At 58.3% G+C, this 23,765-nt stretch carries 20 protein-coding genes; 8 read left to right on the top strand and 12 right to left on the bottom strand.

The genetic code is table 11. The annotated features are described in order from the left end of the window. Positions 1–127 precede the first annotated feature (127 nt). Positions 128–1,180, top strand: a complete 1,053-nt coding sequence (hemE, locus tag XH88_RS28840; RefSeq protein ID WP_333909271.1) for a uroporphyrinogen decarboxylase — start codon at positions 128–130, stop codon at positions 1,178–1,180. A 475-nt stretch (positions 1,181–1,655) separates the two neighbouring features. Here hemE and XH88_RS28845 read toward each other — a convergent pair whose 3' ends face one another. The 3 genes from XH88_RS28845 to XH88_RS28855 form a co-directional block, all read right to left on the bottom strand. Continuing rightward, positions 1,656–1,889, bottom strand: a complete 234-nt coding sequence (locus XH88_RS28845; RefSeq protein ID WP_271671607.1) for a DUF6894 family protein — start codon at positions 1,887–1,889, stop codon at positions 1,656–1,658. Between the two features lie 177 nt (positions 1,890–2,066). Beyond that, on the bottom strand, positions 2,067–3,932 hold the full coding sequence (gene nhaA / locus XH88_RS28850) for a Na+/H+ antiporter NhaA (RefSeq protein WP_271671608.1): 1,866 nt from the start codon (positions 3,930–3,932) through the stop codon (positions 2,067–2,069). 30 nt (positions 3,933–3,962) lie between these two features. Further along, positions 3,963–4,991 (bottom strand): sensor histidine kinase, encoded by a 1,029-nt coding sequence (locus XH88_RS28855; protein WP_271671609.1) that lies wholly within the window; start codon positions 4,989–4,991, stop codon positions 3,963–3,965. Positions 4,992–6,314: 1,323 nt separating this feature from the next. On the opposite strand from XH88_RS28855, the gene XH88_RS28860 reads away from it, so the two are divergent. Then, on the top strand, positions 6,315–7,085 hold the full coding sequence (locus XH88_RS28860) for a caspase family protein (RefSeq protein WP_271671610.1): 771 nt from the start codon (positions 6,315–6,317) through the stop codon (positions 7,083–7,085). Positions 7,086–7,492: 407 nt separating this feature from the next. Here XH88_RS28860 and XH88_RS28865 read toward each other — a convergent pair whose 3' ends face one another. The 3 genes from XH88_RS28865 to XH88_RS28875 form a co-directional block, all read right to left on the bottom strand. After that, on the bottom strand, positions 7,493–8,587 hold the full coding sequence (locus XH88_RS28865; RefSeq protein WP_271671611.1) for a DUF7482 domain-containing protein: 1,095 nt from the start codon (positions 8,585–8,587) through the stop codon (positions 7,493–7,495). A gap of 69 nt (positions 8,588–8,656) precedes the next feature. Next, on the bottom strand, positions 8,657–9,226 hold the full coding sequence (locus XH88_RS28870) for a cytochrome P460 family protein (protein WP_271671612.1): 570 nt from the start codon (positions 9,224–9,226) through the stop codon (positions 8,657–8,659). Positions 9,227–9,236: 10 nt separating this feature from the next. Further along, positions 9,237–9,911, bottom strand: a complete 675-nt coding sequence (locus XH88_RS28875; protein ID WP_271671613.1) for a cytochrome P460 family protein — start codon at positions 9,909–9,911, stop codon at positions 9,237–9,239. A 1,057-nt stretch (positions 9,912–10,968) separates the two neighbouring features. On the opposite strand from XH88_RS28875, the gene hemA reads away from it, so the two are divergent. From hemA to ccmB, 3 genes are all read left to right on the top strand, one after another. Then, on the top strand, positions 10,969–12,234 hold the full coding sequence (hemA, locus tag XH88_RS28880) for a 5-aminolevulinate synthase (RefSeq protein ID WP_271671614.1): 1,266 nt from the start codon (positions 10,969–10,971) through the stop codon (positions 12,232–12,234). Between the two features lie 394 nt (positions 12,235–12,628). Next, positions 12,629–13,255 carry a heme ABC exporter ATP-binding protein CcmA gene (gene ccmA / locus XH88_RS28885; RefSeq protein WP_271671615.1) on the top strand — a complete coding sequence of 209 codons (627 nt, stop codon included), beginning with the start codon at positions 12,629–12,631 and terminating at the stop codon, positions 13,253–13,255. A 124-nt stretch (positions 13,256–13,379) separates the two neighbouring features. Further along, positions 13,380–14,042 carry a heme exporter protein CcmB gene (ccmB, locus tag XH88_RS28890; RefSeq protein ID WP_271671616.1) on the top strand — a complete coding sequence of 221 codons (663 nt, stop codon included), beginning with the start codon at positions 13,380–13,382 and terminating at the stop codon, positions 14,040–14,042. Between the two features lie 85 nt (positions 14,043–14,127). Here the strand turns inward: ccmB and XH88_RS28895 are convergent, their stop codons facing one another. The 6 genes from XH88_RS28895 to XH88_RS28920 all read right to left on the bottom strand — a co-directional run bounded on the left by XH88_RS28895 (position 14,128) and on the right by XH88_RS28920 (position 19,557). Then, the gene (locus XH88_RS28895) at positions 14,128–14,604 is read right to left on the bottom strand and encodes a cytochrome c-type biogenesis protein (RefSeq protein WP_271671617.1); all 477 of its coding nucleotides are present in this window, start codon (positions 14,602–14,604) and stop codon (positions 14,128–14,130) included. Beyond that, positions 14,601–16,598: a heme lyase CcmF/NrfE family subunit gene (locus tag XH88_RS28900; RefSeq protein WP_271671618.1), complete on the bottom strand. Its 1,998-nt coding sequence runs from the start codon at positions 16,596–16,598 to the stop codon at positions 14,601–14,603. The genes XH88_RS28895 and XH88_RS28900 overlap by 4 nt, the downstream gene beginning before the upstream one ends. Before the next feature lie 40 nt (positions 16,599–16,638). Next, positions 16,639–17,091, bottom strand: coding sequence for a cytochrome c maturation protein CcmE (gene ccmE / locus XH88_RS28905; protein WP_271671619.1), 453 nt, complete (start codon positions 17,089–17,091; stop codon positions 16,639–16,641). Between the two features lie 3 nt (positions 17,092–17,094). After that, entirely contained in the window at positions 17,095–17,793 is a 699-nt protein-coding gene (ccmI, locus tag XH88_RS28910) for a c-type cytochrome biogenesis protein CcmI (RefSeq protein ID WP_271671620.1), read from the bottom strand. Positions 17,794–18,006: 213 nt separating this feature from the next. Beyond that, on the bottom strand, positions 18,007–18,630 hold the full coding sequence (locus tag XH88_RS28915; protein ID WP_271671621.1) for a DsbE family thiol:disulfide interchange protein: 624 nt from the start codon (positions 18,628–18,630) through the stop codon (positions 18,007–18,009). 153 nt (positions 18,631–18,783) lie between these two features. Continuing rightward, positions 18,784–19,557 (bottom strand): heme ABC transporter permease, encoded by a 774-nt coding sequence (locus XH88_RS28920; protein ID WP_271671622.1) that lies wholly within the window; start codon positions 19,555–19,557, stop codon positions 18,784–18,786. 946 nt (positions 19,558–20,503) lie between these two features. Between XH88_RS28920 and XH88_RS28925 the strand changes: the two genes are divergently transcribed. From XH88_RS28925 to XH88_RS28935, 3 genes are all read left to right on the top strand, one after another. Further along, on the top strand, positions 20,504–20,662 hold the full coding sequence (locus XH88_RS28925) for a hypothetical protein (RefSeq protein WP_271671623.1): 159 nt from the start codon (positions 20,504–20,506) through the stop codon (positions 20,660–20,662). 1,147 nt (positions 20,663–21,809) lie between these two features. Next, a complete protein-coding gene (locus XH88_RS28930) occupies positions 21,810–22,631 on the top strand; it encodes an AraC family transcriptional regulator (RefSeq protein WP_271671624.1) in 822 nt (273 codons plus the stop codon). Between the two features lie 239 nt (positions 22,632–22,870). Beyond that, entirely contained in the window at positions 22,871–23,560 is a 690-nt protein-coding gene (locus tag XH88_RS28935) for a response regulator transcription factor (protein ID WP_442868489.1), read from the top strand. Positions 23,561–23,765: the final 205 nt, after the last annotated feature.

Consider the following 23,765-nt stretch of genomic DNA (forward strand, 5'->3'; position numbering starts at 1 on the left):
TCCATGACCGTGATGATTGCCAGTGTGCTATGACCGCGCCAACCAATGTAAGCACGCTTTGCCGTGTGGTCCTGACGGCCGCAAATGGTATTTCCGCTTCTGAAGCTGTACAGGGAGTGCTTCCATAGTGGTTTACGACCCAAGAAAATTGCTTCTACGTGCGCTTGCCGGCGAGCGTACGGAACGACCGCCAATCTGGCTTATGAGACAAGCTGGCCGGTACCTGCCTGAGTATCTTGTAACGCGGGCCGCAGCCGGCGGAATGCTGGAGCTGTGCAACTCGCCGGAGCACGCGGTGGAAGTCACGCTTCAGCCGATCCGGCGATTTGGTTTCGATGCGGCCATTCTATTCGCGGACCTTCCGCAGATTGCCGCAGCCCTTGGCCAAGTGCTCGAATACAAGGAGGGCGATGGGCCGGTTCTGTCGCCCCCGATCCGTTCGGCTGCGGATGTGGCGCGCCTTAGTCTTACCTGGTTGCACCAGAAATTGGCGCCGATCTATGAGACAGTGCGACGAGTCACCGTCGCCCTCCCTCCAAACGTGGCCTTGATTGGCTACGCGGGGGCGCCCTGGACAGTGGCTACTTACATGGTTGAGGGTCGCGGCGGCGGTGCCACCGACCATGCCACTATCAAGCGATGGGCGTTGAGCAACCCAGAGGAGTTTCAGCCGCTGATCGACCTGTTGACCGAAGCCATCACTCAGTTCCTAGGACGACAGATCGAGTCGGGCGCAGAAGTCATCCAGCTATTTGAGAGCTCGGCGGGTATCCTCCCTGAACCTTTCTTCCAGCGCTGGTGCGTGCAGCCGGTAGCCGCGATCGTCAGCTCCCTTCGCGCCAAATATCCCGACACCCCGATCATTGCCTTTCCGCGCGGCGCCGGTCTGCTTTACCTTGGCTACGCCGAGGCGACCGGGGTCAATTGTGTAGGCCTGGACAGCACCGTCCCGCTCGCTTGGGCCGCCGACAGAATACAGGGCGCCCTTGGGTGCTGCGTGCAAGGCAGCCTGGACAACCAACTACTGGTGGCGGGAGGCGCAGCGATGTACGCAGAAACCGACCGCATCCTGGCAGCCTTGGGGCGGGGACCGTTCATCTTCAATCTCGGCCATGGGATTCTGAAGACCACACGCCCCGAGCATGTCCAATCCTTGGTGCGTCACATAAAGTCGCAATAGCTCGATGGCAGAGGTCGAGCTACCTGGATCCTAATCGAAATCAAATCAGTGCCGTATCCGTATCGCTGCAACGATGCTCGCGCAAGCACATGTACTTGGCCTATAATGTCCGCATCTATTAGCAGCACCATCGCTCGGCATCGATCAAGCGCGACGAGCAAATAACTGAACGCGATTCCCGGCGTCGGGTCCCACTGGCAACATCTTGTGGTCGCCGGCATTGCTGATGCCAAGGCCTTCGTAGCTTTCGTCGCATCACGTCGCCGAGTTTATGAGTACGCGGCCTAAACCTCAAAGCTGGCGACCGCGTTTGTTTCCCAGCGCGCGCGAGAACTCCTCATTTTGAGTCGGCAGGTTAAATCAAATCTTGATCTGGCTGCGCTGACGCTGAAGTTAACCTTGTCAGGTTCCAGCTGCTTGCATTTCAAGTGCGACTTGCGCGCCTTGGTCCGAGGGCCCCAGGAACACGGGGACCTTAATTCGGCTCGCCGAGCACGAACGTGAAAGGCACAACGAAGAGTTCATCGCCCTGATCATCACTGACATGCAAAATCCAGTCACGCCAATCCTCGAGGCTGCGCTCTCTAGTGAGAGATTGTACGATACGGTTCGCATGATCCCGCGCTTCAGCAATATCTTCCACCACTGCGCCGCGGTGATCGACGAAAACCTTCTTGGTGTTCGAACAGTGGAAATATACGTGCGTCATTTCGGCTCCTTCAAACGCGACGGTTTACTTCAGCGTTGTTGGTTTCCTTGATGATGGGATGCCAGGAAATTCGGTTAGGTACACCCCAGGTTTTCACGCGTGGTTGTGAATCAGGGGGACTGCGTCGTGCGACTGGTGGGCAGGAAGAACCATCTCCTTTCCATTGTCCGGCTTGCATTATGATTTTATGTCGAGGCTCCGCGACGCATCTCCGATAAGCTCCCGGTGCGAAGCTCCCCAGAGCAGGACAGTCCCAACGACGGCAGAGAGAATCGAGGCGGCGAACACGGCAATTTTTGCGGCCGAGAAGTCGGTGGCGTTTGGAAATGCCTGACCGGCGATGAAGAGCGACATCGTGAAGCCAATCCCAGCGAGGACTCCTGCCCCGCCCAACTGCCGCCACGAGTACTCATCCGGCTTGACGGCTAGGCCTGTGCGCACAGCCGCGGCGGCCGCGAGGAAGACGCCGAGCGGTTTTCCTAAAGCGAGACCAGCGACGATCGCGGCCATGAGCCGGCCATGGCCGACGAAGACGCCTGGGTTGATCATCACTCCCGCATTCGCCAATGCGAAGATTGGGAGGATAGCGTAGCTCGATCGCGCGCCGGCATGTCGCAGCAGCCTATCGGCGGGCGACTCAAGTCTCTCGTAGATTGCCTCGAGCGCGTGCAGAGCCGAAGTAGAGGGGCCGTTCCTAAGAACTTCACCCTCGTGCCGAGCCTCGGACGCGATGATGGTGCTCGCCTGCGTCATCAGGGCTTCTAAGTTGGCCGGCGGTCGCGTCGGAATAAACAACGCAAGTACCACCCCGGCCAATGTAGGCTGAAGGCCGCCAGCGTATACGGACGCCCACAGCGCAACCCCCAACAGGATGTAGGGCGACAGAAAGTAGACTCCAGATCGGCTCAGCAGCACCAGCGCAACTACAACTGTAGCGGCCGCAGCAAGGTAGGCCAGATGGATCTCACCAGAGTAAAACAGAGCGACGAGGACGATCGCGCCGATGTCGTCAACGATGGCCGCCGCGGTGAGGAAGATACGCAGCTCCACGGGGACGCGAGAGCCCATCACCGCAATCAAAGCAACCGCGAACGCGGTGTCGGTCGCCATCGGGACACCCCATCCGTGCGACCACGGCCCCGCTGGGATGACCAGCGCATACACAAGCGCCGGTCCGGCCATGCCGCCGAGCGCGGCCGCGATCGGAAGCGCGGCCGAACGACGGCTTGCGAGATGGCCCACCGTCATCTCGCGCTTGACTTCCAATCCAACGACCAGGAAGAACACTGTTAACAGCCCGTCATTGACCCAATCAAAGATGGGTTTCCGAAAGGCTATGTTGCCCAAGCTCACGCCGAACTCGCGGCGCCAGAGCGCGTCGAAGTGCGGCCCGATAGGCGAGTTCGTCAAGATGATCGCCGCCGCGGCCGCGAGGACGAGCAGACTGCCGGCTGATGGGCCCCAGCTCGCAAAGTCCAAGGCAGCCGTACGAACGCGGTGGCCGAGCGTACCAAGCATCGCATCAACGAAAGAACTCTCGTCCCAAGGCCCGTCGTAGCGCCGACGGTTGATGTAGAAAGTCGGCGTGAATCTCACTCCGCTCGCGCGCGCGCTTGCAATGTCCGACTCCACTCTCGACCTCGCGCGCCGTACGGCTTCACTGTCGCCAAGCGAGAGGTCCGCGTTCACACCGAGGTCTGCGGCCACCGTGAGGAGATCGTCTTCCGTGAGCTGCGCCGATCTCGTCATAAGCTTGATGTGCGCGGACCAGAACGCTTCGGGCGTACGAGCAAGCTCAACGATCTGTGCAGCCAAAAATGAAAGACTGTTGTTCGCGAGCGGCTTGTGACGGAACACATAGCAGATGCGGTCGCCGAGTTGATCGCGCGCCTGCGCGATGCGATCGTTTGCAGCCCTACAGTGCGGACACGCGTAGCTGCCGTACTCGACCAGCGAGATCTCGGCGTCGGGAGGGCCGAGCACATGTTCCGTATCGTGATCGACCGGTCGATCAAGTCGTCCTGACGGAAATATGCGCTTCATCGCTGAGCCGGTCCCGAGTGTTCGCGCCTGCTACGACCTTGGCGCAGCCGTCGCGGTGTTGAAGACTTGGAATACGTCACCACCGGGCAAGTGCGTGTATGAAATCCTTGTTTCGACGACGCTGCAGGAGAGCCCAGCTGGCTTTACGCGTGGCAAGAAGAGGCGGACCACCGTTCCGGCACCCGGCCGGCTCTCTATCCAGACCGCGCCACCTTGCTTCTCGGCGAAGTGCCGGACCTGAGGGAGTCCGAGTCCAGTGCCGCGACCTTTGAGTTTTGTCGTGAAGTATGGGGTGAAGGCCTGGGACAGGACATTCTCGGGCATGCCCTCTCCGTCATCGGCCACGGCAATCTCGACAAACTCTCCGGCAGTGTTGCCAGAAGGGTCGATGTTCCGCGCAGCGACAGTAATCACGCCCGCGGTTGGCATTGCATCTGCCGAGTTTCGGCAGAGATTGAGCAACGCGAAGTACAGCTCTTCCGGGTCGGCAATGAAGGTCCACAACTCAGTTTCGATTTCCGTGCGGACAGAAACGTCTGGACGCAACACCCGGTCAAGCGTCCCCGCTATCAATGCGAGCTGACTGCCTGTTATACCATTAGACTTTTGGCGCGGTCTCGCTGCGCCAAGGAGCTGCCGACTAAGCGATGCGCTTCGTGTGATCGCATCCTGCATTTTGTCGAGGATGCCCCCCCGGTACGCAGCATCGCTCTGACGCTCGACTTCCCGCAGACCGCTCCCGATGACGGTGAGAAGATTATTGATGTCGTGGACGAACTGCCTCACGTCCGCTATCGTCACCATCGCCCCCTTGTCCGCGACCGCGCCTCGCGCTTCGCATAGCGGATCGGTATGGCGCCAAATCCCCGATACCTCGCCGTCGGACCCGATGACTTGGATCTCCACACATCTAAACGAGCGGCCGCCAACATCATCGTGCACGCAACTCATCCTTCTGACCGCACGTTCCACTCCAACCGCAACGCCGCTCCCGTCCACGAGCACGACTACGTCATCCAACGGCGGGCGCTCGACAGCGCCGGGGTCGCCGATCTGCATTTTGGGATCTCCTGGCATCGGATCGTCCGAGGTAACGTCGGCAACTCCGGCCGCAGCCGGGGACGGGCGACGATGGATCGAGATTGGGCCAAGGACGGTGAAAATTAAAATCACCTCTCGCCATAAAGTCGATAGCCGACTGTTATCGGAATAGCTCAGAAGCGTGCGGCGTGCGGCGGGCGCCAGCGGCACATAGTCGCCTCAGTCCAGTAAAACTCTTGGCCACCAAGAAGGGGTGTTCACGCGACGATCCATTGCCGCGGGTTCCGAGTCTCGGCAATAGCAATGGTGCCGTAGTGTCTCGTTAGCCAAAAAGCGCTCGCCCGTGTCCTTCGGTCGGAAGCGCGATTGCCAGTGCGGCAGAGTATTGCGGCAACCTGCCGTTACTTCGCGGCTCCCCACTCGCACGGATATTCGGACGCCGATGACATCGGGCGAAGCAGCAGTCCGACCGCGTTCAGGCACCAATGCCAATGCGCGCGACAACTTTTTCCTCGACTAGCGGCACCATCGCGCTGCGCTCCCTTGGGCCCTAGCGGTCCGCCAATAATGGTCGTCTATCGACTTCATGGCGAGAGGTGATTTCACTGGCCAGCGCTGGAATGTCATTCTCCCGCAGAGTTAAACTCTGATAGGATCTGCCATGAACGCTCGACTTCGCATTTGCGCGTCTGCGCTCGCACTTGTGATTCCGATCTCAATTGCCGCGCCGTCCAAATCGTCAGCTGCCCCAATTCTTAGTACGTCCATCAAGGCGGCCATACCACCATTGACGACAGATGTGCGCTTAAGGGTGCGGCCTGGTCATCCTCTCGAACCGGCAGCATACGGTCGCTCGGCCTACGACGGCTCTTGGGACCTCGTCTTCGTGACGCAACGAGGAACCTGCGATCGCAACTACAGTTTTACTGTCGATGTGACCAACGGGATTGTTACGCATCCAAATCTCGTGAAGTTTCGGGGTTACGTCGCAAAGTCGGGCGCAGTTCGCGCCTCTGTGACAGTCCACGACAAATATGCCGCGGGTACTGGCAAACTGTTCGCGACCACCGGTCGAGGGACCTGGAGCGGCCACTCAGGATCAGCGCGCTGCTCAGGCTACTGGTCGGCACAACGTAATTGAAGACGCAATGTCGCCACGCGCCCTAACTCAACTGTGGCCGGAACGCTATTGCCGCTATGCCATCTTACCGGAGGAATGTTCTTCGGTAAGCCGGAAACCATAATGGAATGAGATCTCCCAAACTAGCTAGCGTTGCCGTCCTGCTTAGCTTGCTCTCAGCCGCTTCCGACGGGGCAATGCGGCCGCAGGCGCCTCGGTCCATGAGCGAGTCCATCCAGCCGAACGACGCCGCGCCCCTCGATACTAGTCGACTGGCGTTGGTGATTGGCAATTCAGCCTATCCCGACGCGGACTTTCCTCTTCCTCAAATAACGAGCGATGCGGAAGCCTTGACAAATTCTCTTCGCGAGGACGGCTTTTTGGTCGATGCGATTGAGAATACGACGCGTCTCGGAATGACTCGCGCAATCGATCATCTAAAAAACCGACTGCGTTCGAACTCAACTGTGTTGGTTTATTTCGGAGGTTACGGCATCCAATCTGACGGACAGAATTACCTAATCCCTATCGATGCGACGATTTGGAGTGAAGAGGATGTTCGTCGACAAGGTGTAAGCCTCGACCGCCTCCTTTTGCAACTCCGAGATTCCGGAGCACGGGTTAGGCTCGCAGTGATTGAGGCCTCTCGCCGCAATCCGTACGAGCGGCGCTTTAGGACTTATTCACATGGGCTCGCACCCATTCGACTGCCTGTCAACGCGCTTGTGCTGAGCTCAGCCGGGCCTAGTGAAGTAGTCGAAGACTCCGAAGGACTGCATAGTCAGCTGATTAGCGCTCTTCTTGTTCAGATGGAAACCTCAAGGGAGATCGAAGAGGTCTTCAGTAATACTCGAAACGCGGTGGTGGCTGCTACTCGGGGCCAACAAATTCCAGTTGTGTTATCTACGCTGACCGAGAGTTTCCATCTTTCGCGGGCGCAGATCGGCGCTCCAGCGTACTCCGTCGGCTCTGCGATTAGCGGCCATCGGTGACCATACAGATTCAGCTGAATCCAGACGTCAAGCCCAGGGGGCCCCTTCCACCCGCGCCTCTTCGAGAACCTGACAAAGGACGAGGAGAACCATCTCGATTTCCTCGAGACAGCTTGATTTGATCAACCGCGTTGGGCTCGACTTTTGACCCAAGCTTTGGACGAGGACTACTGACATTTCGCCTCATACCGGGGTTGCTCGCAACGCTCATGCCTAGCTCTGCCTGGACTGAGATCGACAGCCCCCGTCACTCGGTCGAGCTGTCAAGCGCGAGGCCCGCCTAAGCATCGATCCTGCAGTATGGCGCGGGGCCTTAGCGCGGTCGTTGTCAAGGTAAAGCCTCAGTAGGCGAAGAGACATTGCGCTCCCCGGCTCCGCAGGGGACCCACGATTATGCGGTCGGGGGGCTATTCGTTGGTAAAGCCCACAACCGGACAATTCACTAGATTGCCCGTCGTCTTCACCGGCCCTCCCGCAGGGCTCACCAGTAAGCCCGCCGCGCTTTTGGCTTCAAGATCGTCGCCGTCGGTGATCAATTTCCTTTGATCCTTCGCGATAGCTTCCTTGGTCCACTCGGCCAATCGTACGTCCCACATCGGAGAGTAGCCGGCGCTGAGCTCGCTGAAGTGCGCGAGGATGTCGAGCGAAGGGCCCTCTCCCTTGATGGCACTGTTGAGTCCCTGGCGATTCGGATCTTTCGCACCCATGCTGCCATTCAAGATCGTATAGATCACCTCGATCGCGCCGCTCTGAAGAATATCGCTTTCCGCAGGTGCAAAGGTGGACGCTTCAAGGGTCGCTGACTCCTCGGAATTTGCGTCAAAACTTAGATAACGCAGGTGCTTTCCGTTCGCGAACCCAAACCGAAGTTTCAAGTCGACAGTGCCCTTATCAGGACAGATGCTTGCTACGGAGTCCGTCACGACAGAGTAATTAGGGCTGCCGTTGCAGAATGAAATTTTTTCGGGCCCGACATCAAATGCTATGACTGGCGCATTGAAGACAATGTTCATGCGATTTGCCACCCGCACCAGTGGGCTGTAGTGCGCATCCCCAATAGATCCGGGTCGGGCTATCTTAGGAGGAAAGAAATTGGGCGCGTCCCCTCCGACCAACTTCTGCGAAGGCGAGAAATCGACGCGCCCCGATTTAAACGTGAAGTTGCCTGAGTCGTCCATTTCCGCAACCCGTGTGCTCTTCAGGTCCTTGGCATCAGCGAGACTCGGCGCCCACGTGAGTCCCATCTTTTGCGATGTATCGTAATCGCTTACATCGGTGAGAACGAACCAAACGGTCTCTCCCGAGGCAAGACGGCCGCGATGGAGCGGTAGAGTCACCACCTCTCGTGCCAGGTCCACCTGGCCAGACATAAGAAATTGCTTCGTGATCTTTTTGCCAGCAGAGGGATCAGCAGCTAAACTTACCTGAGGAATCGACAATGACACCACAAATATCACTATCGATCCGTAGACGCATCTGCCGAACTTCCCGCTAACCTTCATGACTCTACCTTCCTTGCATCCAGTCTGGTTTTACACACGTGACATTGAAGCGTAGTCGCTAAGGGCCTGTCACTTTTTGAGTCCGGGATAGCCTTGAATATAGATCCAGTCAGTCGCTTTGGCAGGGATGTGGCAACCTAGACAATCTGAGCGGAAGTCAGTTGAGGTCGTTTTCACCGGGTCACCCGCGTCAAACCAGGACCAGCCCCAGCCGTTACCCCACAACTTGTTATCGGGGTGACTATTCTTGCTGTCTTTCACCATCATGAACCATCCTTTGAGGCTTTGCTGATGGCTGACGGTCCCAGTCGTCATGTCCGAAGTGGCCGCGACGTACACTTCCTTGACCAGGATCGAGCCCTCGGGATATTTGCCACTCGCCCGATAAGCCGCCGCCGTTCCGGGCGACGCGTAGACCACGTGCATCTCCTTAGCGCCTTTGTCACCTGCAACAGACCAGCTTCCAAGGAATTCGTATGTCGTTCGGTAGTTCTTCGGGACATGCATGTTGCCTGCCCCGTCGACGAGTCGTTCCTGCGCAGACGCGGCCTGGCTAGGTACGAGTTGCGATACGACGCACCCGGCGCTCACAGCCATGAACGACGCGGACGCCACGGCCGCACTTCTGAGAATTTTCATCACGGCTGTCCTACTTCTTGATGGACGGATTCTTGCTGGGCGGCATTTTCTTGGAGCCACTCTGGCCGGGCGGTAGCGGAACCTGGTCGAGCAACGCGTAGAACTGCGTCCATACGTCATCCCGCTTCGCGCTTGCGATGTGGCAGTAGCCGCATTCCTCGACAGGCCGGACTTTAGCAGTCGCCGCTTTTGGTTCGTGATGATTGAAGTTGAAATAGCCCCAACCGTCGCTTGCCTTGTATCTCTCGCTGTCCTTAACGGTCACATCCGCTCCGTTGAACGCCCCCGGGAAAAATCCTTTTCCTGATGGCGCGGTGCTCGAACCGTCCGGATTGGTGGCAGGCTTCATGAGCTGCAATTCCTTCACGAAGATTGTTCCCTCGGGGAAGACGCCCGTCTTCTTGTAAATATCGTAGGAACCGGGCTCGATATATACGTTATGAAATTCTGGGAAGTTTGCTTGAGGCGGGTTCAAGAAGTTCGGCGTCAGTGGCGATCCAACGTAAACCCATTCGTGAAAGTTTTTTGGCAGGATAAGGTCGCCGTCTTTAGTGTATTCAGGAAGATAGCGGCCGGTCGCGTGCCAATCGTCGGGCGGTGGAAGTTGCGGTTGCTGCGCGAAAACTGCGGTTGCTAGAGCGCCAACGCCAAGGACGGCGGAAAGTGCCAGTACGGTGCGTCTCATATTCTCTCTCCTTTGACAGCTCGATATTGCCGATGGGGCAACGACTGCGTTCCTGCGCGAGTGGTCTCATTAACTGCGCGCAGATCAGAGTAGGCATGGATGCAAAAGTGCGAAAGCAACAAAGGGGCATGAAATCAATGCCCGATGGAAATGACGCGCTCTCGAACTATCGTCGGCTCTATCTGTTTCCCGGCAAAGCAACGCCCTGAGTTGCGACTAACGATCATGTCCAGTCCTTTGCTGATGAGCTAGGCTCTTTGCTCATCTGCAGATTGGGCTTGTCATTCCAAATGTCGCACGTGATCCTACGAAAGGGCCAATGCAATCTCCCCGCCGATCCCGAGCCCTGATCACTCAATCTCCACTCGCTCGCGGCTTGCCTCGCCTTCCGAGTGATCGTCTTGTCAGGCAGCTTACGAGCCATTGTCCATCGTGTTTGGTGAAGACACTTCTCTTCAAGAAGGCATAGTGTCTCGAATGTCGACGACTCCTCTTTTGCGTTTGAGGAAGTCTCCTACGTCACACATTGGTTGCATGACACTATCAATCGGCAGGGGAGCTTCGCCTCGGCTTTGTCTACTTCGGCCCGGCTGCCCATCCGGATCGCCAGCTCTCCACTGGTGGACAGCCATCGAGCGTTTTGGACTATGCTCTTGGCGGCATCTTAGAGCGCGGTGAGCGACGAACCATCTCGCTGTTCTTACTGATCTGGTCGTACAACTGACTTAGCTTCCGGGGCCAAGTCGCGATCTTGGAGATTTTTAAGTCCGGGCGGAGTACGCACCATGCAAAAAGGACGGGGCTTAAGCTCGGTCTAAGCTGCCTCAGGCGGCGGCGCTCGATCATAACCGGAGGGTTTTAAAACCATAACTGAGACGAGTGCGAAGTGCTCTGCGGGATGGGCTATAGTCGACCTATGCTCGAGTGACGGATAGGGAAGGTTGACATGGAAAATCTGGACATATCGACTGAGCGTCAAGCGAAGCATCCAGCGCACGGAAGCTCCGGTAAAGAACATTCGTGTACGGACACACACTCGTGCTCGGACATATCGTGCATGAGACGCGCGTTGACGAGGCCTCCAGCGAGCTTCGTCTGGGGCGCCGTCAATTGTGCGACCGAAATATACGAACGCTATTTCAACGACTCTCTTGAGCGCCTGCGTGGGGAACAACGCTATCGCGTCTTCGCTAACATCGAACGCGTCTCCGGTCGCTTCCCAACCGCCAAATGGCGCCGCCCTGACGGATCCGTTACTGATATCACGGTTTGGTGCTCGAATGATTATCTAGGCATGGGACAACATCCGGAGGTCGTGAGCGCGCTGACGGCGGCGGCACACCGCTGCGGTGCGGGAGCAGGTGGAACTCGCAACATCGCGGGAAATAGTTCGCCCTTGGTTGATTTGGAGGACGAACTTGCTGATCTGCACGGCAAGGAGGCAAGTCTCGTCTTCACCTCCGGCTATGTATCGAACCAGGCCAGCATATCCACAATCGGTAAGCTGATCCCAGAGTGCGTAATCTTTTCTGATGCATTCAACCACAATTCGATCATCGAAGGCATTCGTCAATCAGGTTGCGAAAAGCGGATTTTTCGCCACAACGACCTTGGTCACCTTGAGGCCTTGCTGCGCGAGGCGGGAAGCGGTCCCAAGCTCGTCGTTTTCGAATCCGTCTACTCAATGGACGGCGATGTAGCGCCGATCGGCGCAATCTGCGATCTTGCTGAGCGGTATGGGGCAATGACCTACCTTGATGAGGTTCACGCCGTCGGCCTCTATGGCGCTCGAGGCGGCGGAATTAGCGAGCGCGAAGGCGTGATGCATCGCTTGACGGTGATCGAGGGTACTCTCGCTAAGGGATTTGGCTGCATTGGCGGCTATATCTCGGCGTCGCGATCTATTTGCGATGCGGTGCGCAGCTTCGCGCCCGGATTCATCTTCACGACCGCCCTCCCCCCACCGATTGCCGCCGCGGCGCGTGCATCTGTTCGCCACCTGAAACACTCGTCTGCCGAGCGCGAAGCACACCAGCGACAGGCAGCTGCAACGAAAGAGGCGCTCCAAGCCGCCGGGCTTCCGGTTCTCCCGACCGAAACCCACATCGTGCCTGTGATTGTCGGCGATGCGGAGTTGTGCAAGGCGGCAGCCGATCGCCTTCTACAACGCCACGCCATCTATATCCAGCCGATCAACTATCCGACGGTCCCGCGTGGAACGGAGCGGCTGCGGATCACGCCGTCCCCTTATCACGCAGATACCCACATAGCTGAACTCGCAGCTGCGCTGGCTGAGACCTGGAGCGCCCTTTCTCTTTCCTGAGAGTCGTGATCGGTATCACTCCTTTCGCGACCGCCTACCCGGCTTCATCGCCAGGGTGTTGGCTTACCGACGGCGCAGAGTACACTCGGAGGGCATCAGGTGTCCCCGGTGGTGCAGCCGAGGCAGCAAGCTGGGACCATGGAACATCCCTTTCACGTTTGTATGGGCGATCGCGTCGCACATCTTGCCGTCGGCGTTCACAATCGGGCTCGCATCCGTTTAATGGGCAGCCCCGAAGAGCGAACCTCATCGGCCTTCTGGACCGTTCTCCGCCACCAACCCGCTCGAACACGTTTGTCCAAAATCGTCATTCTTTTCGATAAGCCCTCGAAGCGAGGGAGCGAGGGTTCGATGGAAACGATCTCAGAGAAGCAACGGGCAACGAGAACTGAAAATGGATAAAACACAGCAGTCCCATCTGCTGATCGAAGATCTATCCGTGGCGCGCGGCGAGCGCATCCTGCTCGGCGGGATATCTTTGCGACTAAGCTCGGGCCAAATCGCCGAAGTGACGGGTCCCAACGGAGTGGGCAAATCTACACTCTTGCGGGCGATCGCAGGTTTTTTTCCAGTGAGATCCGGCCGCATGTCATGGGTGGAATCCGAAGCCGCGGATTCGGCGCCCCTGGCAGAACGCCTCCACTACATCGGCCATCTTGACGGGCTGAAATCGGCGTTGACCGCCCGCGAAAACCTCGAGATCGGCCTGAGATTTTTGGGGCGAGACCGGCGAACCCCGTTACAGGCGCTGGACCGAATGGAGTTGGCTCATGTTCTTGATCTGCCAGTCGGTTATCTCTCCGCGGGGCAGCGTCGCCGTGTCGCATTGGCCCGGCTCTTGATCGTCGATCGCCCTCTATGGCTGCTCGACGAACCGCTGACTGCGCTCGACCGGCACGCGTGCGCCTTATTGAAGGCTATCGTTGCGGGCCATCTCGGAAGCGGAGGATTGACGCTGGCCGCGACCCACGAACCTCTTGGTCTGCCAGGGACAATCCAAGTCAGGCTTGGAACCAGGTGATGGCCATTTCGCTGAAGTGGGGTCGCAGCCCACGTAGCTGTCTGTCGCGAGGTCGGGAAGATCACGCTGCTCTTCCGATTTCAGTGGAGCGGTGTCTGCCCAATAGCGATACCGGATGGGCATCATGACACGTATTCTCCTCGTCATTTTCGTTCGCGACCTCATGCTAGCCCGCCGCATCGGGGGCGGCGGGATTCTCGGTCTGGTCTTTTTCCTCAGTCTCGTGACGGTCGTACCATTCGCGATCGGGCCTGACCTGCGTTTGCTGTCGCGGATCGGCCCGGCAATTCTATGGATAGCGGCACTTCTCGCGAGTCTATTGGGCCTCGACCGTCTGTTTCAGGCAGATCAAGAGGACGGTTCGCTGGACCAAATGTTCCTGTCGCCGGCGCCCCTAGAACTCATTGTTCTTGTGAAGTGCATGGCTCACTGGTTTGTGACAGGGCTGCCGCTCGTTATGCTCTCGCCTCTGTTTGGCCTAATGTTGGATTTGGATGGCCCAGCCCTCCGATCGGTAGCAGCAACGTTGTTGGTTGGTACGCCGACGTTCACCCTTCTAGGGGCGATCGGGGCGGCCCTTACTGTCACCCTGCGGCGCGGCGGTCTATTGCTATCGATCCTCGTCGTGCCACTAGCCGTACCGGTGCTGATCTTCGGTGTCTCCGCGGCGCAAAGTGCCACAATTTCCTTTTTGACACCGTTCCTGGTCCTCTGCGCACTCGGACTCGCGTCCATCGCGCTCGCTCCGATAGCTGCGGCCGCAGCTCTCCGTACCGCAGGAGAATAATGAGGCATGCAACGAATCGGGTTTTCTTTCGGGGCACCCTTCTGCAACGACTTCGGCCTTGTGCGAACTTGACCTCAGGAAGAGCCTATAGCCGGCTATCGGAGTCAAACGCAGCGGCAAGCTGATCCCGCTCGGCTTGGCTCAATGGTGCCGCTGGCGTGGACTGCTGGCGGCGCAATCCGAACAGGAGAACGATGGCGCCCGCTCCGAGCACCAAAGCCGGCATTCCCCAAAGGAGTGCGGTTTCCAAATCGAGTGGCGGTTTCAGCAGGATAAAGTTTCCGTAACGCTTCACCAGAAAAGCGCGGACCTGCTCATCACTCTCTCCGAGCTTAAGGCGCTCGCGCACCAGCAGGCGAAGGTCCCGCGCGAGCTCTGCCTTGGAATCGTCGATAGACTCATTTTGGCAGACCAGACAACGCAGTCCGGCGGAAATAGCGCGCGCGCGTGCCTCGAGTTTCGGATTGGTCAGGATTTCATCCGGCTGAACCGCCCCCGCCAAGCTAGGGGCGACGCTTACGAGTACGATCGAAAGCAGAAGAATGCGACGAAGCCACGTCATTCGGCGGGCTCCGGCGCTGCGGGGCTGTCGGCGACGCGGAGGCGAGCCGCGCGGCGCGCGAAGCCAATTCGGAGGCGTCTGTCGGACAAGGACACAATCCCTCCGAACGCCATAATGACCGCACCGATCCAGATGCTCGTCACGAGCGGCTTCCAGAACAGGCGCGCATCAACCGAACCATCCGCGTGGCGATCCCCGAGCGAAATGTAGATCTGCCCAAAACTCAGCGTTACGATGCCTGCCTCGGTGACGGTTGTCTGTCGTGTGGGAAAGCTGCGCTTGGCTGGCTCGACGGCTGTCACGTATGCGCCGCCCTTGCTGATAACCGTATGGCCGACGAGCTCCGTGTAGTTCGGGCCCTGTCGCGATTGAAAATTCTCTATAGTGGCTTGATAAGGACCGAGATCGATCCTCTGACCCAACTTGACGGTCGCGATCCGCTCCACACCCCAACCCGTCGCTGCCAAGCCCATGAGGGTCAAGCCAAGGCCTGCGTGAGCGATCGCCCCACCCCACGCGGAGCGCGGCAGCCCGATCGCGCGGGCTAGCATAACCCGGCCGCCTTGCCCTCTTGCCCAGATACGCGACGCCACATCGGTGAACGAACCGACGATGAGGTAGACGGCGAGGCCGAGACCGGCTGCGGCGAAGACGGAGCCGCCCCGGATGACAGCAACGAGCACAATTGAGATTACAAGACCACCCAAGGCTGCGACCGTTACCCGCTGCGCTGCGCCGAGCAGGTCACCGCGCTTCCAGGCGATCGACTGACCGAGCGGCATCAGCAGAACGATAGGCGCTACGAGCGGGCCAAGCGTTAAATTGAAAAACGGTGCGCCGACCGAGATCTTGTCTCCGGACAGCGCCTCAAGCGCGAGCGGATAGAGCGTGCCGGTCAGAACCGTAACGCAGCAGGTGGTCAGCAGCAGGTTGTTGACTGCCAGCGCGCTCTCGCGTGAAACGGGTGCGAACACGCTACGCTCGCTCAGGGAGGGCGCGCGCCACGCGTAGAGCGCGAGTGGCCCGCCGATGAATACGGTCAGTATGACCAGGATGAAGACGCCGCGAGCCGGGTCACTGGCGAACGAATGGACGGAGGTCAGTACTCCGGAGCGCACGAGGAACGTACCCAGCAGCGACAGCGAGAACGTAAGTATCGCCAGGAACAGTGTCCAAATCTTGAGGGCCTCACGCTTCTCCATGACGGCAGCCGAATGGAGGAGCGCAGTGCCCGCAAGCCAGGGCATCAGTGACGCGTTTTCGACCGGATCCCAAAACCAGAATCCGCCCCAGCCTAGGGTGTAATAGGCCCAGTACGACCCCATGGCGATGCCAAGCGTCAAAAAGATCCAGGCAATCAGTATCCAGGGCCGAACGTAGCGGGCCCAAGCAGCGTCTAGCCGGCCACTGATCAGCGCGGCTACCGCGAAGGAGAACACGATCGAAGAACCGACATACCCGACGTAAAGGAGCGGCGGGTGTATGGCGAGGCCCGGGTCTTGAAGCAGCGGATTAAGGTCGAGGCCCTCAAACGGCGCCGGAAATCGTCGCAAGAAGGGATCGGAGGTGAACAGAATGAAACTGAGGAAGGCAAGCGAGATCCAGCCTTGGACGGCCAGCGTATTCGCGCGTAGTTCGTTTGCCATGGCGCGTTCGAAAATCGCTACAGCCGCTCCAAAAGCCGCGAGAATCAGAACCCAAAGCAGCATGGATCCTTCGTGATTGCCCCAGACGCCCGCGATTTTGTATATAAGCGGTTTGGTGGTGAGTGAGTTCTCGGCGACTGTCACGAGACTGAAGTCAGACGCCACATGGGCGTAAGTCAGTGCTGCGAAGGCATAACCTAGGAGCAGGAACTGGGTGATTGCGGCAGGGACCGCGATTGAAGTAAGTGCCGTATCCCCAGTACGGGTTCCCCAGAGTGGCAGAATTGATTGAAGCAGCGCGACTGCGAGAGCCAAAGAAAGCGCGTAATGTCCGGTTTCGATGATCATCTGGTGGTCCCATCAGTAGGGATGTTTCGTGGGAGCGGCGCTATTGCGCTCGCGCAGATCTCTCGTTACGCCAAGTGCCTTCTTGCTTGAGCTTGTCAGCTACCTCCTTGGGCATATATCGCTCGTCGTGTTTTGCTAGCACGGTGTCCGCATGAAAACGGCTCGGTCCTTCCACGGTGCCCTCGGCGACGACGCCCTGTCCTTCCCGGAAGAGATCCGGCAACAATCCGGTGTAGCTGACTTCGACATCGCGTTTTAAGTCTGTCACCGCGAAGATGACAGTCGACGAACCCTCGTGAGTAAGTGAGCCACGTTTAACTAGGCCGCCGATGCGCAGCCGAGTGCCTGGCGGCGGCGCCTTTGCGGCCAGTTCGCTAGGCCCATAAAAAAAGACAATACTGTCCCGCAACGCGAACAGGATGAGCCCTATCGCGATCGTCAAAGTGACGCCAGCTGCGCTGATGATAGCGAGGCGTCTGCTCTTTCGCGTCAAGATCTACTCCTCTAAACGAAGCTGTCTGACGAGTTCATCCACGCGTGCCGACGCTTGCGCGTCGCCTGCTAGCTGAGCACGTGCGCTTGCGACGGCCGCCTCAGCTTTCTTGTGCTCACCCAATGCCGCGTAAGACCTAATAAGTTGTAGCCATCCTTGAAGGTGATGTCCGTCCTTCGAGAGCTTCTCGGCGAGCTCCGCTACCATTCCTCGGATCGCGTTGCTCCGTTGCTCTGGACGGAGCCTTTCAATGTCAGTTCCGGCTTGGCCGGCGTGGATGTCAGGAACTGTGGCAGCGAGGTTAAAATCTGCATTGGACTGCCTCGATGCGATCGGCATGTCAGGCTGGCTGGGAGCGCCGACCTTGAGGTACGATGCGAGCGCGACGAGCGGCAGGACTAAGACGATCGCCAAAGCCGCTGCGGCGCGTCGCTGACCTCCGCGGCGCGACGTTTGCGACCAGCCCTCGGAGGCCGAGTTGAGTGACGCGAGCAGCCGGCGCTCGATTTCGGCGCGAGTCGTCACGGACTCCTCAGGTGCTAGCATTCCGCTGCGCACGTCCTCATCCGCTTCGGTCAGAAGATCGCGATAGAACGTCACATCCGGATCACGAGCGCAAACGGCTCCGCGCCGCTCAGAGAGCGACCGGGCCAGCGCCAGCACGACTGACGACGTCATCATTGCAAAAATGACCCACAGCACGCTTTCAAGGACCTCCGTTCATCTTGGCCACCGCACATCGCACCGTCCGCCAGCATGCGCAGCCAGTGAGGCTCGGGCCACCTGACCGTTCCGCTTTCATTTGCCAACTCCGAATTCCCGAACAATGTAGCGGACGGAGCACTACAATGCTGAGGCAAGAAACGATCCTTCTTGCATTCATCCCGAAAGGATGGAGAGCGTGCCAGGCAGCCGTCATGGACGCTCAGCCTCCGCAATGGCGTCCATCAAACCGGGCCGGCTTGCGTCCGAGATGCCACCAACCAGCTTGTACACAATTGTGCCATCGCCCTTGATCACATACGTCTCGGGAACGCCATAGACGCCGAAATCGATCCCCGTTCGGCCTGAGCGGTCAGTGCCGACCTGTGCGAACGGGTTGCCGTGAGCGGCAAGATAGGCCAGCGCATTTCTGGGATCGTCTTTGTATACAATGCCGGACAGTTTCACACCCAGTCGCTGCAGCGTAGGGTCGCTTGCCAACGCCATCAGGGCCGGTTGTTCTTCCCGACACTCAACACACCATGATGCGAACACGTTCAAGATGGTCACGTGCCCTCTCCGCAAATCTGCGCTCGACAAGCCAGGTGGACCGGATGTTGAAAGCCCTTCGAGCGGCATCAGCACAAATTGCGGTACTGACCTGCCGATCAGAGCAGAGGGCACCAGTGAGGGATCACCTGCCCCGAGCCGCACTAGAAACAATGCCGCAATTCCGCAGAAGACCAATAAAGGGATAACAACCCACAAGCGGGCCAGTGCGTGTCGACGCGTCGACGCGCTCAATGATAGATGAATTGCGGCTGGGATGTTGCTCATGCGCGACCGCGCCGATCCGAGTGATCGAGAAGGCGAGCTAAGGCTCGACGCTGAAGACCATAGTCGATAAGAATCGCCACAATCATTGCCGCCAGGACGGTGCCCGTGACTAGAAATGCCGCCATTATGAATCCGTCATGCCGCAACATAGGTTCAGGAACCTAATTCGGCAGTCAGCATGCGACCCAGCGCCGTTTTGTCACCAGCCGCCCGCGTGATCGCAAGCCGCCGAGCTCGGCGTCGCAGGATCTCGTTGCGAACTGACATAATGTGGAGCGTCACGAACAAGAGCGTGTATGCGAGCGCCATAACAATCAGCGGCCAGAGCATCGAGCCAGCAATCGCCGAGCCCTCCATCCGGAACACCGACGCCGGCTGGTGAAGCGTGTTCCACCAATCAACCGAGAACTTCACAATCGGAATATCGATAAGACCCACCAGGGTCATAATCGAAACTGCTCGTGCCGCCCTACTCGGGTCCTCGATCGTCTGCCAGAGTGCTATGAGACCGAGATAAATGAGAAGCAGAACCAGCATGGAGGTAAGCCGTGCATCCCAGACCCAATAGGTGCCCCACATTGGTTTGCCCCACAACGAGCCCGTGACGAGGCAGATGAAAGTGAAAGCTGCGCCGAGGGGCGCTGCCGCCTTTTGAGCCGCATCGGCGAGTGGATGACGCCATACCAAGGATCCGAACGCAGACACCGCCATGAATGTATAAGCAAGCATTGCGGTCCAGGCGGCGGGAACGTGGATGTACATGATTCGCGCCGTCTCACCTTGCTGGTAGTCGGAGGGCGCGTCGAACGTTCCAAACAGACCAAGCGCGAAGGCGACGGCCGTCGAACCCCAAAGCAGAGGCAGCAGCTTTGCGGCGATGCGCACGAAATTTCCTGGGTTGCTGTAGGCGCTAAAGCTCTGCTTCAAATTTCAATCTCCTGGAAGCCAACCAGCAGGCGGAGAATCGCTCGATTCCGAAAGCGGCGCGCGCAGGGACTCTGTTCTCATTTCGCCTGCAAAGCCGATGAGTATTGCATCACACGAGACACGGGTTCGCAAATTACCCTCGGTTATCATTTCGATGCCCGAAGCTCGGAGATTAGCGATTTCTATCGAGAGGTCCGCCTTGGTCCATCACGCGGATTCTGCACGAAGCGGAGTTAGCCGCGCTCTGAGCCTCGGTGTTGTGTAGTCACGTAGTTGACAATGAGGATGTGGATAAGGGGTGGGATGCGCGATCACCTGGAGAAGCAGCGTCGCGTCTGACGCATGCCCATCGTGTTAACGATAGAAGCACGCAATAGCTCTTCGCCCTCCTGGCTCGCGGCTCGGCGAGGGCTGTTATAGCCTAGCGGATGGTCGAGTGCGGTAAGTTAGCGGTTTAGGTCTGCAGAAGCGGCTTGTCGTGTGGAGCGAACGCCTTAAGCCTTCGTATTGGACTCTTGCTCCATTTGGATAACTGGCCTGTACAGGCGTTCAATTGAGCCGCCAATCGCGATCATTGTATGTATGAGGCCGCGATGGTCCTCCTCTCCCCCCGCCATCGCTGCCCACCTTGGGCGCCTCCCTAGACTTGGGCCGCTTGTGGCAACGCAAGCGGCCTTCTTTTGCGTAAGGCCATTCGGAATAGACCGGCGTTTGATTCAACCGATATCTCTGTACTGTCACTTGATACCTGCGCCCAATGGCGTCAATCACAGGCTCCGTGCTAGCTGTTGATACGGAATGAAACGCAACGGAACCGGCCCGCGAGCAGGCAGTTGCAGGATAAGGTCGGCGGCGTAGCGCCCGACCGACCTTTCCCCTGACCGACACGTGCGTCGCCGATCCCGAAAGTGTCCCTAGTTCGACGGTTCGCTGCGGAGAGCCGGCCATGAAAAACATCGTGCATCTCCTAATCTGGTTTTGGCGAGGCCCGCCCGCGCCCGACACACAACTTGGGCCTATGGCCGAAAATCGGGACCAATCCAGCATGGCCGATTTTGTCCGCATCCTGCAGGCCTACGATCATGACCAGTACGGCGGGAGTTAGGGATATCGAAATCGGCTTACTAGGTCTCATGGGCCTAGTAGAAAATGCGTGGTCATAGGGCCGCCATCATCGGTACCCTTCTAAATGGCCATCGCGGTCCAGTGCACTGGTAGACAATCGGCTAAGTATCTTCGAAGTCACCCTTCCTGATCGAATTCGAGAGAGCGATCTCGCGCCGACCATATGTGGTCGATATTGTTCTGACCGCGAGAAGATAGGCCCGCATCTCGGCTGTACTCAACAGACGGTCGCAAGCCAGGGCGGACGCGATGGTACCACCTCAGACTTGACTTGCTTCAGGTCGGACTAGTCGGCGCGACTAAGTAGAGAAGCATCAAAATTGGGTCGACGCCTACGATAGGCACTGGAATAACAGCCGTTGCCAGGCAAGGCCCCGCCGCTCCGCCTCTCTGGTATTGCGTTTCTTCGTAGCATGCGCGGGACTTTGAGAGACATCTAGCAGAGTCGGGGGCTCGCACGATGGTTCAGAATTCCGCGTTGGTGATTCAGGCCAGCACGAACTAAGTCGAAGCTTGGATATGCCAAAGTCGCAGTCCGGCTCCGCGAAGGTTTACCCCGGTATCGCCCTTCCTATCAGACGCGCAAATGCGAGTGCAATTGAGGACCAGGCTGTCGCACGGCAAGCTCACCTCGAGCCACTCACCGCGCATTTCGGGCGAGGAAAAACCGGCGCTCGACCTGCCGCCCGCACGGTCACCGCCACCGTGACAAACGAACGGATGAACAAGGTCTGAATAGGAACCCGGAGGTCGAATCCATGCGTCTAGCCGATAGAAGGCAGCTGACAGCACGAAGCCAATTTAAGCGAACAGGAGAAGCGATGTCAGAAGGCCACCTACTACTTCCGACGTCCAAACTGGGAGTCAAGCTCCACCAAGCCCACTTACGCAGCAACTCGGAGACGCTACGCGATTCCTCGCGGGGCCATGACGATCGGCAACAGGTTCTAAGTTCGCAAGTATTGCTCCCGATAACCCGGGCCCGAAACATTGAAGATGATCATGCCTCCTCCGTTTTTGATACAGTCCGCCGATTGGACAGTGACCTCGTGGCGGACACGATCCATCCTGTCGTTGAAATCTCCCCGTCCCACGCCGTGGCACGCCTCAGGGTAAACGGGCACGGAATGGCGGCTGAATCTGTGCGACTCGCCGGACGAGGCAAAATCGAAAACCATTTCCGGGCTCCAATGCATATGATCGTGATGTACGAGAAGGGAGAGCGCCGGGACGGAGAGACATTCGTGGAGGGTCTGCCTCGATCTGCGCTCCGAAAACTCGAGCGGAAACTGACATTCGTACCGGCTGGTCTCGAATTTTTTGACTGGCACGAGCTGCGCGGGTCGCAGATGCGGCTCATGTACTTCTACTTCGAGCCGGACAAGCTTTCGTGCCTTTCTAATCCAGGTCTCGCTGGATCCTCGGTAGCTCCACGTCTGCTATTCGAGGACGACACGCTCTGCCACACCGCACTAAAGCTGAAGACGCTCGTGGATGGCCCTGCAGCAGACCCACTTTACTTCAACACTCTCGGTACTCTCCTCATACACGAACTCGTACGCTTCACTTTCGGGCTGCCCAGCATTAAACCTCAGCTTCAAGGCGGCCTGGCCCCGTGGCAGCAACGGCTTGTCACCGCCTACATTCGCGAGCATGTCAATGAGCGAATTCCTATCCGCATATTGGCACAGCTGGTGCGCCTCAGTCCGCATCATTTCTGCCGGGTATTCAAGCAATCTCTCGGAATGCCACCACATCGCTACCAGACCAACCAGCGTGTTGAGCACGCGAAGTTACTGCTGGCGGGCGGGTCGGGTTCGATGACGGAGATCGGGCGGGCGTTGGGCTTTAACAGTCGTAACGCGTTCGCGACGGCGTTCCGGAAGGCGACAGGAATCGCACCCGCCGATTACCGCCGACGCTTGGATTCTCGTATGACAGAAGAATGACCGGAGACTTCGCGACCACCTTCACTAATCGGGAGGTGAGCACCTCGTCGCAACATTGCGATGAGAACGGTCGGGCTTTCGCGGCCCGTTAGCAGCTCGCACCCTCGGGTGAGGAGATGCCTCCAGGCGCCGGCGACCATGAACCAGGCGAGTTTGTAGCACCCAATATTGCGGCGTTCCACCCTGGAACTTGCGCCGCGTGTGCGTTGAACGACCTTCGCGAAGGTGATATTTTTCACATGCTCTATTCGCGTGTCGGGAGAGAAGCACCAGTGGCGCAGCATTCTATTCGAACGCTTGCGGTAGCGGAGGAGCCAACTATTGTCGTTGTGGACGACGACAAGGACTTCCGCGACTCACTCGGAGCTCTCTTCAGCTCGGTCGGGTTCAAGGTCAAGCTGTTTGGGTCGGCAGCGGAATTACTCGAAACTGGCTTGTTCCCCGACGTGGTGAGCTGCCTAGTACTTGATGTCAGATTGCCGGGTTTGGGCGGCCTCGATTTGCAAAGGGAGCTGTCGAAAAAGAGCGCTTCGATTCCTATCATCTTCATGACTGGCCACGGCGACATTCCGATGTCAGTCAAGGCGATGAAGGCAGGGGCTGTGGACTTTCTGACCAAGCCGTTCCGAGAGCAAGACATGCTGGATGCAGTGACGATCGCCCTCGATCGGGATCGAACGCGGCGGAAGACTGAGCAGCGGCTCACGGACCTTAGGTCGCGTTACGAGCGATTGAGCCCGCGCGAGCGAGAAGTATTGGCTCTCGTGACCACTGGTTTAAAAAACAAGCAGATCGCTTTCGAACTAGACGTCGCTGAGATCACCGTAAAGGCGCACCGTGCCCATGTGATGCAAAAGATGGGCACTCAATCGCTGGCCGAGCTTGTCAAAATGGCGGAGATGCTCGGTATAAAGTCGCCCGGGTCCTGATCGCCTTGCGATGGCACATGTTCCATCAGCGAGGATCTTTTTTGCTGCGCAACTCAATCGATGTTCCTGATCTCTCGATGGCCCTACTACCAGTCTAGCGAACGAGCCCGGGTTCAGACTTCGGGCGACGAGAACCGACCTAGACTATTCAGAAGCTCTGCATCAATTATTCCAAAATATAGCACCGATTGTTCCGTGGTGTGGT

This window comes from Bradyrhizobium sp. CCBAU 51627, from assembly GCF_028128765.1.
Classification (GTDB): domain Bacteria; phylum Pseudomonadota; class Alphaproteobacteria; order Rhizobiales; family Xanthobacteraceae; genus Bradyrhizobium.